This window comes from uncultured Bacteroides sp. (assembly GCF_910578895.1).
Taxonomy (GTDB): Bacteria; Bacteroidota; Bacteroidia; order Bacteroidales; family Bacteroidaceae; genus Bacteroides.
Genome location: NZ_CAJTSC010000050.1, coordinates 1 through 14836, shown reverse-complemented (window position 1 = coordinate 14836; position 14836 = coordinate 1). Strand labels below are relative to the sequence as shown.

Annotated in this window: 16 protein-coding genes; all 16 read right to left on the bottom strand. The window is 43.0% G+C overall.

What is annotated here, in order from left to right:
• Positions 1 to 142: 142 nt before the first annotated feature.
• Positions 143 to 598: a C-GCAxxG-C-C family protein gene (locus tag QZ327_RS11560; protein WP_294619456.1), complete on the bottom strand. Its 456-nt coding sequence runs from the start codon at positions 596 to 598 to the stop codon at positions 143 to 145.
• Between the two features lie 27 nt (positions 599 to 625).
• Positions 626 to 1219, bottom strand: coding sequence for a methylated-DNA--[protein]-cysteine S-methyltransferase (locus QZ327_RS11555; protein WP_294619454.1), 594 nt, complete (start codon positions 1217 to 1219; stop codon positions 626 to 628).
• Positions 1216 to 2478 (bottom strand): Nramp family divalent metal transporter, encoded by a 1263-nt coding sequence (locus tag QZ327_RS11550; RefSeq protein WP_294619452.1) that lies wholly within the window; start codon positions 2476 to 2478, stop codon positions 1216 to 1218. Before QZ327_RS11550 ends, QZ327_RS11555 begins: the two co-directional genes overlap by 4 nt.
• Before the next feature lie 250 nt (positions 2479 to 2728).
• Positions 2729 to 2974, bottom strand: coding sequence for a TIGR03905 family TSCPD domain-containing protein (locus QZ327_RS11545; RefSeq protein WP_294619450.1), 246 nt, complete (start codon positions 2972 to 2974; stop codon positions 2729 to 2731).
• Entirely contained in the window at positions 2974 to 3711 is a 738-nt protein-coding gene (locus QZ327_RS11540; protein ID WP_294619448.1) for a YebC/PmpR family DNA-binding transcriptional regulator, read from the bottom strand. Before QZ327_RS11540 ends, QZ327_RS11545 begins: the two co-directional genes overlap by 1 nt.
• A 72-nt stretch (positions 3712 to 3783) precedes the next feature.
• Positions 3784 to 6246, bottom strand: a complete 2463-nt coding sequence (gene pheT / locus QZ327_RS11535; protein ID WP_294619446.1) for a phenylalanine--tRNA ligase subunit beta — start codon at positions 6244 to 6246, stop codon at positions 3784 to 3786.
• A gap of 198 nt (positions 6247 to 6444) precedes the next feature.
• The gene (locus tag QZ327_RS11530; protein WP_294619444.1) at positions 6445 to 6672 is read right to left on the bottom strand and encodes a hypothetical protein; all 228 of its coding nucleotides are present in this window, start codon (positions 6670 to 6672) and stop codon (positions 6445 to 6447) included.
• Between the two features lie 13 nt (positions 6673 to 6685).
• Positions 6686 to 7804 (bottom strand): glycosyltransferase, encoded by a 1119-nt coding sequence (locus tag QZ327_RS11525; RefSeq protein WP_294619442.1) that lies wholly within the window; start codon positions 7802 to 7804, stop codon positions 6686 to 6688.
• On the bottom strand, positions 7782 to 8852 hold the full coding sequence (locus tag QZ327_RS11520) for a glycosyltransferase family 1 protein (protein WP_294619440.1): 1071 nt from the start codon (positions 8850 to 8852) through the stop codon (positions 7782 to 7784). Before QZ327_RS11520 ends, QZ327_RS11525 begins: the two co-directional genes overlap by 23 nt.
• A complete protein-coding gene (locus tag QZ327_RS11515; protein WP_294619438.1) occupies positions 8852 to 9901 on the bottom strand; it encodes an EpsG family protein in 1050 nt (349 codons plus the stop codon). Before QZ327_RS11515 ends, QZ327_RS11520 begins: the two co-directional genes overlap by 1 nt.
• Positions 9898 to 10722: a glycosyltransferase family 2 protein gene (locus tag QZ327_RS11510; RefSeq protein ID WP_294619436.1), complete on the bottom strand. Its 825-nt coding sequence runs from the start codon at positions 10720 to 10722 to the stop codon at positions 9898 to 9900. The genes QZ327_RS11515 and QZ327_RS11510 overlap by 4 nt, the downstream gene beginning before the upstream one ends.
• An 8-nt stretch (positions 10723 to 10730) precedes the next feature.
• On the bottom strand, positions 10731 to 11501 hold the full coding sequence (locus QZ327_RS11505; protein WP_294619434.1) for a glycosyltransferase family 32 protein: 771 nt from the start codon (positions 11499 to 11501) through the stop codon (positions 10731 to 10733).
• A 31-nt stretch (positions 11502 to 11532) separates the two neighbouring features.
• Positions 11533 to 11664, bottom strand: a complete 132-nt coding sequence (locus tag QZ327_RS11500) for a hypothetical protein (protein WP_294619433.1) — start codon at positions 11662 to 11664, stop codon at positions 11533 to 11535.
• Between the two features lie 62 nt (positions 11665 to 11726).
• The gene (locus tag QZ327_RS11495; RefSeq protein WP_294619431.1) at positions 11727 to 13262 is read right to left on the bottom strand and encodes a hypothetical protein; all 1536 of its coding nucleotides are present in this window, start codon (positions 13260 to 13262) and stop codon (positions 11727 to 11729) included.
• Positions 13263 to 13386: 124 nt separating this feature from the next.
• Complete coding sequence (locus tag QZ327_RS11490) at positions 13387 to 14211, bottom strand: 6-hydroxymethylpterin diphosphokinase MptE-like protein (RefSeq protein WP_294619429.1); 825 nt, start codon at positions 14209 to 14211, stop codon at positions 13387 to 13389.
• A 50-nt stretch (positions 14212 to 14261) separates the two neighbouring features.
• A partial coding sequence (locus QZ327_RS11485; RefSeq protein ID WP_294619427.1) for a cytidylyltransferase occupies positions 14262 to 14836 on the bottom strand: 575 nt, incomplete at its 5' end.

Here is a 14836-nt window from a genome sequence, read left to right as displayed (position 1 = left end):
TAGTTAGACATTTTCAAAACCCGTCTTCCGAAAAGAAGAAATCAGATTTTATTTCAGTGACAAAGATAGCTATTTTTATGCTATATAACATATTAGCATCCTTTTTTTTCGCTGTTTTGTCAGAAAAACGGCTAATCTCACCTTATTTCCGCTGCTTTTCCAAATACTCTGCCCATATTGCCGCCGCCGTTTCCACCATCTTCGCGCAAGGCCGCTTGGCGTAATACTGTTCCGTACGGGCTTCGGGAACGGAAGTTCCTTCCGGTTTCTTCAATCCCAACAGTTCGGCACAAATCATCGAACCGTTACGTTGCCTGAACTCTTCGGCAAGTTCCTGCACCAGCGCATAGTTGGCGGCTTTTCCCTCGCGGTCCTTGCCGTCGACAGCCCCTTTTTCCAATCCTGCCAACAAAAACATGCCGCAAGCGGCACCGCAAGTCTGGCGCATCCGTCCGATGCCACCGCCAAAAGAAGCGGACATGCGCAGCGCCTGCTCTTCCGTAAATCCATACATATCTGCAAAAGCAGCCACCACCGACTGCGAACAATTGTAACCGCTCTTAAATAGCTCAACAGCTTTCACCACTCTATCTTCCATATATTTTATCTGATTATACTTTAATAATTAACTTATACCATTTACCATACGTTCTCTCTCCCACTCCAGCAACCGTACTTTATGCTCCAATCCCCAATGATAACCGCCGAGCGCCCCGTCCGTACGCAACACCCGGTGGCAAGGAATCAATACCGAAACCGGATTATCGCCAATGGCGGAACCTACGGCACGGCATGCCTTAGGTGCTTGCAGTGCGGCGGCAACCTCTTTGTAAGTGGCGGTTTCGCCGAAAGGTATCTTCAGCAGTTCTTTCCATACGCGTAACTGGAAATCCGTCCCTTTCAAATGCAAGGGCACTGTTTCCAAACCGTTATTATCAGCCGATAAAGCCGCCAATGCCCTATGTTGATACTCATCCGTACGTTCTTCAAAGACAGATCCGGAAAAACGCTCTCTCATTTCGGCACATGCGGCTTCCCTGCCTGCGGTCACGAATGCCAAATAACAAACTCCGCGGGAGGTCGAAGCAACCAGCATATCTCCCAAGAATGTCTCTGCAAACGAATACCCTATCACCATTCCGGCAAGTATGCGGGAATATCCGCCATCCGCCCACCGCTCTATGGTAACGAACCTTTCATTCAATAAACGGCATTTCATGACACCCCGGATATTAATAACATGATATTCAATATCGTCACCACAGCCGCAATCGTATAGAGTACAAAAGTACTCCACTTACTGTTTGCATACTGCCCCATCACCTTGCGTGATGAAGTGAGACTCACCTGCAGGAACACGGTGAAAGGCAATTGAATGCTCAGTATCATCTGCGAAACCAATAATCCCTTGAAAGGGTCACCGATAAAACCAATCAACAACAGTGCAATGCCCAAGGAAAGGATTACCCCCACCTGCGAGTGGCTGTCCTTGATATGATACGCCTCACCGAATATACCGGCAAAGATGGAGCCTGCCGCCATTCCGCTCGTAATCGTAGAAGATATGCCCGCCATCAACAATGCCAACGCAAACACCGCCGCAGCACTGTTCCCCAGCAACGGGTCCAACAGCGATTTCGCCTGTTGCAACTCTTCCACCTGAATTCCGCCCTGGAAGAAAGTGGCGGCAGCCAACAATATCATCGCACTGTTAATCGCCCACCCCACAATCATGGAAAATAACGTATCGAACAGTTCGTACTTCAATACCTTGCGGATAGAGGCATCATCCTGCTTGTTGTACTCGTGGCTCTGTATCACCTCCGAATGGAGAAACAGATTATGAGGCATCACCACGGCGCCAAGCACGCTCATTATAATAAGCATACTCCCTTCGGGAAATGAGGGTGTCACCCATCCTTTCACCGCCATAGGCCAATCTATCCTGACAAGAAAAAGCTCATAGATGAACGAAAGCCCTATTACGGACACAAATGCGATGATGGCTCTTTCAATCTTCTTATAAGAATTGGTGAAAAGCATCACCAACACAAAGGCGGTTGTCAGCACCGATCCCCATATTATCGGAACGCCCAGCAACATTTGCAATGCAATGGCCCCACCCAATATTTCGGCAAGGGAAGTGGATATGGAAGCCAATACCGCCGTTGCCAATATAGGGCGCGACACCCATTTAGGAGTATATCGCGTGGCAGCTTCCGACAAACACAATCCGGTGACAATACCCAAGTGTGCTACGTTATGCTGCAAGATTATCAGCATAATGGTAGAGAGCGTCACCACCCATAACAATGAATAGCCAAACTCGGAGCCTGCCGCAAAATTAGACGCCCAGTTTCCCGGATCAATGAAACCTACCGTAACCAACAGTCCCGGACCGATATATCTGAATACGTCCAAACCACCTAAATGACGTTTGTGGTCTTTCCGCTTTAAGTCTTTAAAAATATTCTTCATTGTGTTGTTCTTATTTCGGGCGTGTAAAAGTATTCAAAGTAAATACTAATGGTTAATTAAAAAACAAATATAGCATAACTTAGTTCAAAACCGACAAAGTGCTCCCCTCCGGATAGAAAAACCGCTTCTCGAAAGAAAAAACCGTCTCGTGGGACGGTTATCATCTCACGAGACGGTTAGTATACATTTCAGAAGCAAAAACCCGTTTACTCCCTTCCAATCTTGACTCTCAACTCCGGAATACGAATACTTAATATCCCATTTCGTGCAATGCCTTGCACAACTGATCCGGACAAGAAGTGGGACGCCCACCGCAACGGATACCTTCCAAGCGGGAAATCACCTCATTCACCGGCATACCGGAAACCAAGCGCGACAAACCTTGCAGATTGCCGTTGCAACCGCCCCAAAATGAAACATTCTTTACGATGCCGTCTTCTACTTCAAGTTCTATATGGGTACTGCATGTACCCTGGGTCTTATAGGTATAAGTCATTACTCTTCGTCCGCTTCCGGCTTCATGTTGGTGTAAACCGTCTGTACATCATCAAATTCTTCCAGGCGTTCCACCATCTTGTCGATAGTTTCACGATGTGCCGCTTCCACATCTTTCAGGTCGTTTGCAATGTAAGTGAATTCGCCACCGACATCCTCAAAACCACCTTCTTCCAAATGCTTTTGGATAGCCGCATAGCTCTTCGGGTCACCGTAAATGGTAATTGTGCCTTCTTCTTCATCCTCTTCATAGTCCTCGTCGATATCGAAGTCAATCATGTCGAGAATGAATTCCTCCATATCCATACCGTCTTTCTTCTTGAAAGTAAACACACACTTATGGTCGAACAAGAAAGCCAATGACCCCATTGTTCCCAAGTTTCCGCCGAACTTGTTGAATACGCTACGCACATCCGCTACCGTACGGGTAGGATTGTCTGTCAGCGTGTCAACGAACACTGCCACACCGTGAGGACCATATCCTTCGTAAGTCATGCTCTTGTAGTCGCTCTGGTCTTTACCCATTGCATTCTTGATGGCACGTTCGATGTTATCCTTCGGCATATTCTCGCGCTTACAAGTAGCGATAACCGAGCGCAATGTCGGGTTGTTTTCCGGTTCGGGTCCGCCGGCTTTCACTGCAATAGCAATTTGTTTACCCAGTCTTGTAAAGGTCTTTGCCATGTGACCCCATCTTTTCATTTTGGCAGCTTTTCTATATTCAAACGCTCTTCCCATATTTGTTTAATTATGAATTTTTAATTATGAATTTTAAATTGTGAGTCGTGAATTATGAATTTTCAAATCTCATCAGCGCAGTTTCGCTCCCAGTTTATCTTCCAGGTTCTTCACTAACTTCTGCATCACTTTGTCAATCTGCTTGTCGTTCAGCGTAGCATTCTCGTCCTGCAACAAGAAACTTACGGCATACGATTTCTTTCCGGCTTCCAGATTTTTACCTTCATATACGTCAAAGAGAGCGACTTCCTTCAGGAGTTTCTTCTCCGTTTCATAGGCAATCTTCTCAATTTCGGCAAACTGCACCTTCTTGTCGAGCAACAAAGCAAGGTCGCGCTTCACGGCAGGGAACTTGGAGATTTCGGTGTAATTCACTTTCACGTTTTTGATAGCCTTCATCAGCTCTTTCCAGTTCAAATCGGCATAATACACCTCATTGTCAATATCGAACGCCTTCAGAAGTTTTCTTGTCACAACGCCGAAAGTAGCAAGCCGCTTGCCGCCTCTTGTCTGTACGGACAAAGCCGCAGCGTAAATATCATCCGTAAGATTGCCTACTACCAAATCGCGCATCTGCAATCCCAAACGGGCAAATATATTCTCAACATACGCTTTCAGTTCGTATACGGTACTCTCTTCGTCTTGGTGCGCCCATGAGTTGGAAACTCTTTTGCCGGTAACCCACAATCCCAAATGATAGTCCTCGGAGTAAGGTGCGAGTGCCTTTTCCGGATTACGTTTCTCTTCGTTGAAATAATAGCAATTACCGAACTCGAAGAATCTCAAATCCGAAATCTTACGGTTAGCATTGTGCGCAATGCTCTCCAACCCGCCAAAAAGCAACGACTGGCGCATAGCGTTCAAGTCTGCGCTAAGCGGGTTCATCAGCATTACAAGGTTCTTGGCAGGATATGACTCCAGTCCGTCGTAATAGGCGGCACGTGTCAACGAGTTGTTCAGGATTTCATTGAAACCGCAACCCACCAATTGCTCGGCAACCAAGTTCTGCAATCTGTTGGATTTATCCCATTCGCCCTTCGTTGTCAGACTGGACTTCAAAGCAGTCGGTATCTCTACATTATTGTAACCGTAAATACGGAGAATATCTTCTATCACATCGCAATCGCGTTGTACGTCCACACGATAAGGCGGAACATCCAGTGTCAAGCCTTCTGCCGTTTCGGCTACAATCTTCATCTCCAGACTTGTCACAATGTTCTTTATCGTCTCTACGGGGATAATCTTGCCTATCAGCGAATGAACCTTCTCGTAGGAAAGTTCCACTCTGAAATCTTTGGCGGGAGCAACACATACATCCTTTATATCGGAAGAGATAGTACCGCCGGCAAGTTCTTTCACCATTATCGCAGCCAATTTCAAGCAATAAAGAGTGATGTTCGGGTCGATACCTCTTTCAAAGCGGAACGAAGCATCCGTGCTCAAGCCATGACGACGGGCTGTTTTACGCACCCACGTAGGATGGAAATAGGCACTTTCGATAAATACGTCTTTCGTGGTTTCCGTAGAACCGGAATCCAACCCGCCGAATACTCCGGCGATGCACATAGCCTCTTCCTGGTTACAAATCATCAGGTCGCGTTCGCCCAGTTTGCGTTCCACGCCGTCCAGCGTAACAAACGGAGTACCCTCGGGCATAGTCTTCACAATCACCTCGCCGCCTTTGATTTTGTCGGCATCGAAGCAGTGAAGCGGCTGGCCGAATGCGTGAACGATGTAGTTCGTAATATCCACCACATTGTTAATCGGACGCAAGCCGATGATGCGGAGCTTGTTCTGCAACCATTCCGGGCTCTCCTTTACCGTTACGCCTTTCACCGTCACTCCGGCATAACGCGGACAAGCCTCGCTGTTCTCTACCGTAACCTTGATGTCCAAATCGTGGTTTTCAATGGCAAAAGCATCCACAGAGGGTTTCTTCAAGGCAGTAGGCATACCGTTCTGCACCAGATAAGCGTACAAATCACGAGCCACCCCATAGTGCGAGCAGGCATCGGCACGGTTGGGAGTGATGTCCACTTCCAGCACGTAGTCGCTCTTGATGTTATAATAGTCCTTGGCAAGCGTACCCGGCACGGCAGTTTCCGGCAACACGATGATACCCGCATGGTCCGTACCGATGCCGATTTCATCTTCCGCACAAATCATGCCGTTAGACTCTACGCCACGAAGTTTTGATTTCTTGATGGTAAAGCATTCATCACCGTCGTACAGTTTTGTACCCAGAGTAGCTACTACCACTTTCTGTCCGGCAGCCACATTAGACGCGCCACATACTATCTGTACAGGTTCGCCCTGCCCCAGATTTACGGTAGTGATGTGCATGTGGTCCGAATTAGGATGAACTTCGCATGTCAACACTTCTCCGATGACCAGACCTTCCAGTCCGCCTTTAATGGTTTGCACCTCTTCTACACTTCCTGTTTCCAATCCGATGGAAGTCAGTGCGGCAGCTACTTCATCCGGTGTCAAATCGAAATCGACATACTCTTTCAACCAATTATAAGAGATATTCATATCATTATTTTTTTATTGTTTCCAAAAGTGACCCGCAAAGTTAATAAGATTTTTTGGTTGACAGGGAATTATCGGAGAAGAAAATAATCCGGTTCAACCATTCAACCTCGGAAACCATCCAATAAAAACAGCCGAAACCGCTTTCATCAAAGCAATTCCGGCTGCACCTAAAACAAAATAACCGCTGTTACCTGTCGTTTATCCCTGTTTCTTCCTGCGAACGACCGAGGGCGCTCCAAGTTCTTCACGTTCCACCACTTCGAGCCATCCGCTTTGTTCAAGTTCGAATAGGGCGGGATACACACGAAGCTTGTCAGCGCCGGAATTTTGAATGACATCATCCACAGTCACCACTGTACCAGAATGAGAACTGATGTAATCCGCTATTTTCCGGGTATCAATAATTTTATAGTTTATACTATCCATATAAATTCACATTTCAAGACTTAACCACATTTTTATACAATTCGATACATTTCTCTATCATCCGTTCTTTTCTGAACAGCGTTTCATAACGCTCTTTAGCGGCAAGCGAAAACGACTTATACCGTTCTTGGTCAGACAAAATATTCATAATGGCATCGGCAATTGCCATGGCATTCTCCGGCTCCACATTTATTCCAGAAACTCCGTCTTCATTCACCCACGACACTCCAGAACCCTTTATTTTGGTCGCAACTACCGGTTTTCCACACGACATTGCCTCTATCTGTACAATACCAAAGGCTTCTGTTTTCCAAATAGAACTCATCACATACAAATCACAAGCTCCGAAATATCCGGATAGGTCTTCATCATCCACCCTGCCCAATAACTTCACTTTCGACTGCAAATGACTGACCTCAATCAACTCTCCTAATCTATGTTTCAATGGTCCGCCCCCTCCTATCAGAATGAGATACTCATCAGGTAAAAATTCGGCAGCTTTTATCAAATATTCAAATCCTTTGTACGCAACGAATCTTCCCAAAGAAAAAATCAGTTTCTTTCCTGCATACCTCTGCCGTATCTTCTCCACTTTTTGGACATCGGGAAGTAAAGGAGCAACACCAATCGGAATACACACTTTCTTCAACCTTTCCGACTGCAAGAAAGGCGATTCACGCAGATAGACAGGCGATGTGCCCACTATGGTATCCGCCCGTTCTATCAGCCACCGTTGCAACGGAGCATACAGTTTCAGCGCCAAGCGTTGTTTCAAGATATCGCTATGCCAATGCAAGACAACCTTTCCCCTATATCCCGACATCCACAAAGCCAACGCAGCCATAGGATCGGGATGATGGATATGGATAATGTCATACTCTTTTCCTATCCGTCTCAGCACAACCGCCATCATGGGAGAAAACATCGTTGCAAATGCCTTGAACCAAGTAGAAGTGCAAATAATCTTGGAACCCTTACCAATAAGCACTACAGACGAATGCCGGTCTACAGACGCGCACAACATATCACAACACACGCCTTCACAGCCGGATATTCCCGAAACAACATCGACCATCATTTTCTCTATCCCACCCACAACGGGATAGAACTTACCTATTTGCAGAACTCTCATTATAAGTTTTTATTATTGCTTGAATGATAATATCAGACACACGCTGAGGAGTATACAGAGATAATATTCTATTCCGAACACGCGTTTTTACCGTTTCGGTATAAGGTTCAACCCGTTCCATCGCTTCTGCCAGGCTTTTCGGGTTTCCACATTCAAAAAATGTAACAGGAAAACCTGAATATATCTCCTTAAACACCGGTATATCCGAAAGCACCACCGGCACTCCTAAAAACAAAGCCTCCATGGGCGGAATACCGAATCCCTCATACACGGAAGGCTGTACCAACATCGAGGCATTTTTCAATAGCCCGGACAGTTCTTCATCGGATACCTTACCGGTAAAGGATATGCCCTCAACCTTTCCATATTCCAAGATTTCCGGGAAAGCGGTCTTGAAATTCCGGTAATCGCCTACTATCACCAAATCATAGATGTTTCCCAATCCAAATCCGGTATATGCATCCAGCAGTTCTTTTAATCCCTTATGAGGTTTCACATTGCCAACAAAAACAATGTATTTCTTATCCGGCACAGGTATATCCACCGGAACTATGGCGGGACGCAGCGCATTGTAAGTAACTATCGCTTCTTTACAGCCAAGGTGTTTATGTATCCTGGATAAAGAAAATTCAGAGACCGTAAATACTAATTTGGCTAAATGATAAGACCTTTTTACTGCCAATATCCTAATCCAGCGTCCTATCAAAGAGGAAATTTCTTTTACATCCCAAAACAACAAATCATGAATGGTACAGCAAATCGGAATCTTAATGCCCGACGGAATGTTATAGTTAGGATTGAAATAAACATCACATCCGTTTATTTCCTTTACCGGAAAAGAGAAAAATTCCTTCAAACTAAACGGATTTACATCAACCTTTTGAATATCCACATTCTCCAAATGCGAATATGACTCAAGCCGGGATGTTCCTATTAATAAAAAATGTATGTCAGAGTAACGGGAAAGCGCCGAATCCAAAAAATTCTTCAAGAAGACCCCCACTCCACTCATGCCGAGCATACGGCAATCAACAGCGATTTTAATCATCACAAACACATATAATATGGCACCAAACTGTTATTTGGCATGGACAGCGTAGAATAAACTTGCCAAAAGACATATATATACAACAGGGTCATAGCCAGGAATCGGTTGGAGAGCCTACTGAAAGCACCAGGTATAGCCGCCAAAGACAAACATTCAATAAAACGATAGTATAAAGAAATCCGAGTAGCTACAATCTCAATGTCCGAGAACAACAAATAAAGTCCTACATTCATTGTCGCTCCCCACAGAAAGATATTTTTCAGCCTATCGTCTATCCTCATTTTAGGTACTGCGGCATAAATCATCACAAATATCACCAGCCTATGCAAAGTAGAAAACGAGAATAATATGTTTTCATTGAAATCTTCGTTTTTTCCATAAGAAAACATTTTATTTATAAGGTAGCTGTCAACATCCACAAGAGAAGAAAGCAAGTTAGTAATCCCCCCTTGGAGAGCAAAAAGAAAAGCCCCACCCAATATAAACAATATGATTCTTAACGAACATTTCCAATGTATGAGGAATATAAAAGGTAGAAAAATGACAGAAGAATAATGAAGTAACAATGCACAGGCACAATTTATCCAGTATCCGACATTCTTTTTTTTCCAAACAAAATAAGTGGCAAGCCCTGTGAAAGCAAACGCTATGCCCTGCCTTATGCCATTCATGTCATACGTAAGAAACCAAAAGCCCAAATATATCATCAAAGAAAGCAAAGGGTATAAAGACATCTTTTTGAAGACAAAGGCTTTCAAGCTTATGGAGACAGCAAATACCACGCCCAAAAATGTATGGAAACTTCCTCCGCAAGATTTTACCAAATCTGCCAAAAACGAAAATCCGATTTCAATATCTTCTTTATCTCTATATACATAGAAGTAAGAAAAATAGTCAGATCCGATTCCCTCACCCCTCAAAGTTCCGACTGCCAAAAGAGCTAATAACAGAAGATATACGAACAGGTATATCAATTGCTTAGGAAAGAACTTTTTAAAATAGGAAAATGATAAAAGAAAAGAAAAAAACGGTAAAAGATAGTATATCATTGTTCCAAACGGAATGAAAAAAATCCTTTTATACGCCCCCTGAGGGTGTGATAATAAAACAATCTATGTTTTCTGACAATAAGTCCGCCGATTGTACGAAGAAGATGATAAAGATACAGCGAAAGATAACTGTAATGTTTCCGGTATACAATCTCTTTCTTAAACAGAGCACCGAAACCTAAGCCGTAAGAGTAGGCACGCCTGTAATTATCCGAAGCATCATTGTGAGGATGATGTATATAGACACCTTCTAAAAAAGCACCTGTATCGTGCGTACGGAGTAGCATCCACAGATAGTCCGTTTCTTCACCGGAACCATAGAACGAACCTACGCCTAATCTTTCATCAAAAAGGACGGACAAATCCTTGCGTACAAACACGTTATATGAAATACAATATTTAAACACATCCTTTCTACTCACTGCCAAAGCACCACATTTTATAAAAACACGCTCTTCCTCCACATCTTTCACCTCAAAAAGGACGAAAGAGAGATTTTTATGCGTAGCCAAGTAATCAGACACTTTCAAGAGAACATCGGTATCGTAGAAACAATCGTCATCCGGAAACCCCACAACTTCTCCTGCACAATGTTTCAAACCTATGTTCCGATTATGCGACAACCCTTTCACGTCACTTCTTATATACTTGATATTAATGGTATCGACATATTTCTCAACCATTTCCTGAAGCAACGTATGCGAATTTTGGTCTACAATGATAAGTTCGAAATTTTTATAAGTCTGCGCGGCCAAAGAGTCCAGCAGATCCTGCATTTCCCGAACTCTCCCCAACGTAGCGGTAACTAATGAAATCAACATGACAATATCTATTTATTACGTTTCATGAATCGTTTTAAAGAAACTCCCCATGATGTCAATCGAGGTCCCAACAGTTGGATAACTTTCATTTTGATTTTTTGTCTCTTCCCGTACCACGATGCCGCATAGTGGTGAATAGACCTCGTGTTTTCAGTAATCTCCAGCACATCGGTCTGATAGTCCACCGGACAGAAATACTCCTTCGGATAAATCCACACATCCGCCACGCACTGTATTTCATTTACATTCTTCAATCCCTTTTCCACCAGCAGTTCTGTGGTATACGCCACCACTGTTTTGAGGTTCAGTCTTCCACCAATGCATTTTAAATGCAACCCGGCATACAGTTCGAGGATTTCCGCATACAGACCAAGCCCCGGATTACAACCCAAACCGAGTCCCGGAGCTACTGCCAAAACGCTCGTGTCGGACTTCGCTTCATTCTCGCACCCCATAAACGCCCCACGCGCCACAATGTCGTCCATCGGACGTATTACCTCCACATCCGTGTCGAAATAGAGACCACCGTGATGATAGAGGATATAAAACCTCGCGTAGTCACTCACGAAAGCATACTTACGGGCTTCGTAGGCCTCGCGGGTATAGGGAATGATGTCCACATCGAAGTTGTCTTCGTTCCATTCCCTTATCTCGTAATCGGGAAGAAATCTCTTCCACGACTCGATGCACTTTACTGCAAGCGGCGGAAGAGGGTTTCTTCCAAACCAGCAATAATGAATCACTTTAGGTATCATACCGTTCTCCTTTCTACTCTGCACGCCTTTTTCTTTCCGCAAACCATCCGTATCATCAATTAAACCACCAAGCCCAACCAAAACTCACGAAATTGGTCCAGTTGATACATACACCCTTGCATGTAGTCTCAAACTTTTCTCCCCAACCGAGACGACTGATGACTTCATTGCTTGTTTGTTGTTTCATTATTATCATTGTTAATGATAAATTATAGCGAAGGAACGTATTCTTCTTTATGGGGCAATATTTCAAAGTAAATTTTCCCTGATACTTCTCAATCTGCTTTTTAGAATATCCGAACAGAACATCCGTTCACTTTTATCAAGACCAATATAATATACAGCTATAATTGTAGATGAAAATGTCACCACACAAACAGCAAACAACGCAAAAAAGCCATTGTCCATCTGTTTCCAAACGAATAATGAAACAGAACCGGATAACAGATATACACAGATTACCGGATATATTACACGCTTGAAATAAGCGAAAAACCCAAAGTGGATATAAGCATTCGCAAATAAGATAGAACTTATCACTTGCAATATACGGACAACAAAAGTGATGACAAATACACTGACCGGACTGTAACCTAATGACAAAAAGATATACGACAAAGGGAAAATCAGCAATAAACACCCATTGCACAAAAGTGTGTATTTCTTTAATTTACCCACAGCCACAACCACCGTCCATGCAGGAGCAGTCATAGTACTCAATATGGCATCAGCCAGCACCCATCTTGCAAAAACTTCCGTACCCTGCGGGACTTCCTTTAACCATAAATTCAAAATTACCACTATTTCCAACATTACAGGCAGACAAAAAAGCCACATCAGAAACAGGGAGTATTTCGTACTGTTTAAAAACAAAGTGTTAAGATAAGTACGTTCACCTGCCGCATACGATTTCACAATCTGCGGTTGCACTGACACATAAAAATTATTACTAAAATTAGATATGGCAGCACTGATCTGAAAAGAAACAGCACGCGCTGCATTGATAACAGGACCAAAAAATAAATTCAACAGAATATTTACTCCCTGATCTTTCAACAAAAAAATAACAGTTCCCACAACATTCCAGCTGATGAAACTGAAAGTAGACCTCATTCCATCTTTGTCATAAGAAAAACAAAGTTGACACTCCTTGTATTTCCTCAATGCATATATAGCATAACTTCCTTGTACGCACAATGCTACCAGGAACAACAATATAGAATAAATCACTAAACGATCAATCTCCACCACACTTATCACATAGGCTATAGCCAGCCGCAAAAAAGCATCAACTATGCCCACATAAGAATATACTTTCATATCCTCGTGTGCAATAATAGCCGAATTAAATGCGATGCCTATAAAAGAAACGCACAAAGCAAGGACAGCAAACTGATAGGTCCACAAGGCAGCAGACATTCTTTCAGGGGCAATCACTAATTTATGGCGCACCAGCCACAATCCTGCCGTTTCAGCCAGTACCACCATTCCGATAACCAAAAACAGATATATTGCCAAATGTTGGGAAAATATGCTCTTTGCTCCTTCTACGTTTCCTTTTCCCAATTCTATATTAAGGAAACGCTGGGTAGCATTGGCTAATGAGGAAGTAAAAAAGGTAAATGTCGCAGCCACACCTCCTACCACATTGTAAATGCCAAAATCTTCAACACCCAGCTTGTCCAAAACAATCCTTGACGTAAACAGAGTGACAATCATCAAGACAGCCATTCTGATATAAAGAAATAATGTATTTTTAGCTATGCGTTTAGAGTTGGAATTCATTTCATTAAAACTATTGGTACTTATTCTTAATTACCACTCTTACTCTTGCCACCCACTAAATTTTTCCACTTTCAATAACGATATGATTACAGAATTAGAAAAAAACAAGGAAACAGATTTTCCTCTATTTATCAACTGAAGAAAAAAACAATGTATCGAAATCAACACGCGGCAATTCTTCCAAACATCCTCCACGCGTTGCATTATAAAGCTTAAAATTCAGTTCCTTTGAAAAATACAATGCCGCTTTCCAAGCCAATTCCAATTGCCAAGTAGGATTGGGAACAATCTTACTCATGGATTCATCTTTGTCTCCATAAAAATGCTGCTTATTGGTATCATTATAATAAATACGTCCATTACGATCGATGTTCACTGCATAACTCATATCACAACCTATGACATATATCTCCTTGCATCCCAAAAAGACAGCAACTTCTATTGCTTGATATGCTGTGGTCCCGATGGAATATAACGCTTCTTCCACTTTTGTTGTGAATTTAGGGTTATCCAATAACTCCCAATCACCTATTATATCATAAAATACTGTGGATCCGAACTTTTTCCCAACCCGCAAGAAATGCTTCTTCAAGCGAAATCTATATTCGCATTCCGTTTCATCAACCACCTTTTTATTTTTAGGATGCAACACACACCCATCGATTGCCATCAATACCGTCGGTCTCCACTTTGTCTTGTCAAAGCAACGCCCAATCATATTCATAGCAATCGATACATCACCGTTTTCATGGATTTTATCCAAATCGGATATCCGTAGACTTGGTCCGTTACATACTATGAAACAACGCCTTCCTTTATACTTATCACGCAAGGCGGATATCAATTCTTTATTGATACGACTTTGCCCGCTAAGATAAAAAGCAAGAACATTAATAGAGTCAAAACACCTACCCAACAGTCTTTTTAGACTCTGTTTTACATTCGCCATGTGTCTAAAATGATTTTACAACTTTTTTTAATTCCCTATTTATGCCAGTATCATCCTAACAGTTCTTTCTTCTCAAGTACTAATTTTCGATAAAGCTGTTCCGCAATGTAGAAATCCAACGGAGTATCTATATCAACAGCTTCAATATCGTCCGTGACGACAAACTGGGGCTTTTTTCCTATAATGTTACAATTCTTAATTAAATCTTCTTTTTTTATCACAGTAACTCCAAAATTCAAGGCTACGACATTGGGCAAATCCTGTGAATTGGGAGCATGGAGAGGATCGTAATTCATCGGTCTGCCATCAAGCCACAAAAACTCCTTAACAGAAGATACCGTAGCCAGGCAATCGTATTCGGTGGAAGACAAGTAGCGGTTAATACACTGTGATATTGTTTCAGGTCTGACAAAAGGAGAAGTACAAGGACAATAAACAAAAATATCCGTATCCGTAACCTCGCCCAAATGACGGAAAAATTCGCTGCCGGAACATTTGGAAGAAGCGTAATACTCCTCACGCCGATGTGCCGTTACTCCTTTATACTTCTCATTTACAATATCTATTGCTAAATCAGAATTGGTATTCACCACAACAGAAGTTAGCTCCGGAACCTGTAATAGAG

Excerpts from the sequence above, each read along its gene's own strand:
- QZ327_RS11560 (WP_294619456.1), bottom strand. The coding sequence starts at position 598 with ATGGAAGATAGAGTGGTGAAAGCTGTTGAGCTATTTAAGAGCGGTTAC.
- QZ327_RS11555 (WP_294619454.1), bottom strand. The coding sequence starts at position 1,219 with ATGAAATGCCGTTTATTGAATGAAAGGTTCGTTACCATAGAGCGGTGG.
- QZ327_RS11550 (WP_294619452.1), bottom strand. The coding sequence starts at position 2,478 with ATGAAGAATATTTTTAAAGACTTAAAGCGGAAAGACCACAAACGTCAT.
- QZ327_RS11545 (WP_294619450.1), bottom strand. The coding sequence starts at position 2,974 with ATGACTTATACCTATAAGACCCAGGGTACATGCAGTACCCATATAGAA.
- QZ327_RS11540 (WP_294619448.1), bottom strand. The coding sequence starts at position 3,711 with ATGGGAAGAGCGTTTGAATATAGAAAAGCTGCCAAAATGAAAAGATGG.
- pheT (WP_294619446.1), bottom strand. The coding sequence starts at position 6,246 with ATGAATATCTCTTATAATTGGTTGAAAGAGTATGTCGATTTCGATTTG.
- QZ327_RS11530 (WP_294619444.1), bottom strand. The coding sequence starts at position 6,672 with ATGGATAGTATAAACTATAAAATTATTGATACCCGGAAAATAGCGGAT.
- QZ327_RS11525 (WP_294619442.1), bottom strand. The coding sequence starts at position 7,804 with ATGAGAGTTCTGCAAATAGGTAAGTTCTATCCCGTTGTGGGTGGGATA.
- QZ327_RS11520 (WP_294619440.1), bottom strand. The coding sequence starts at position 8,852 with ATGATTAAAATCGCTGTTGATTGCCGTATGCTCGGCATGAGTGGAGTG.
- QZ327_RS11515 (WP_294619438.1), bottom strand. The coding sequence starts at position 9,901 with ATGATATACTATCTTTTACCGTTTTTTTCTTTTCTTTTATCATTTTCC.
- QZ327_RS11510 (WP_294619436.1), bottom strand. The coding sequence starts at position 10,722 with ATGTTGATTTCATTAGTTACCGCTACGTTGGGGAGAGTTCGGGAAATG.
- QZ327_RS11500 (WP_294619433.1), bottom strand. The coding sequence starts at position 11,664 with ATGAAACAACAAACAAGCAATGAAGTCATCAGTCGTCTCGGTTGGGGA.
- QZ327_RS11495 (WP_294619431.1), bottom strand. The coding sequence starts at position 13,262 with ATGAATTCCAACTCTAAACGCATAGCTAAAAATACATTATTTCTTTAT.
- QZ327_RS11490 (WP_294619429.1), bottom strand. The coding sequence starts at position 14,211 with ATGGCGAATGTAAAACAGAGTCTAAAAAGACTGTTGGGTAGGTGTTTT.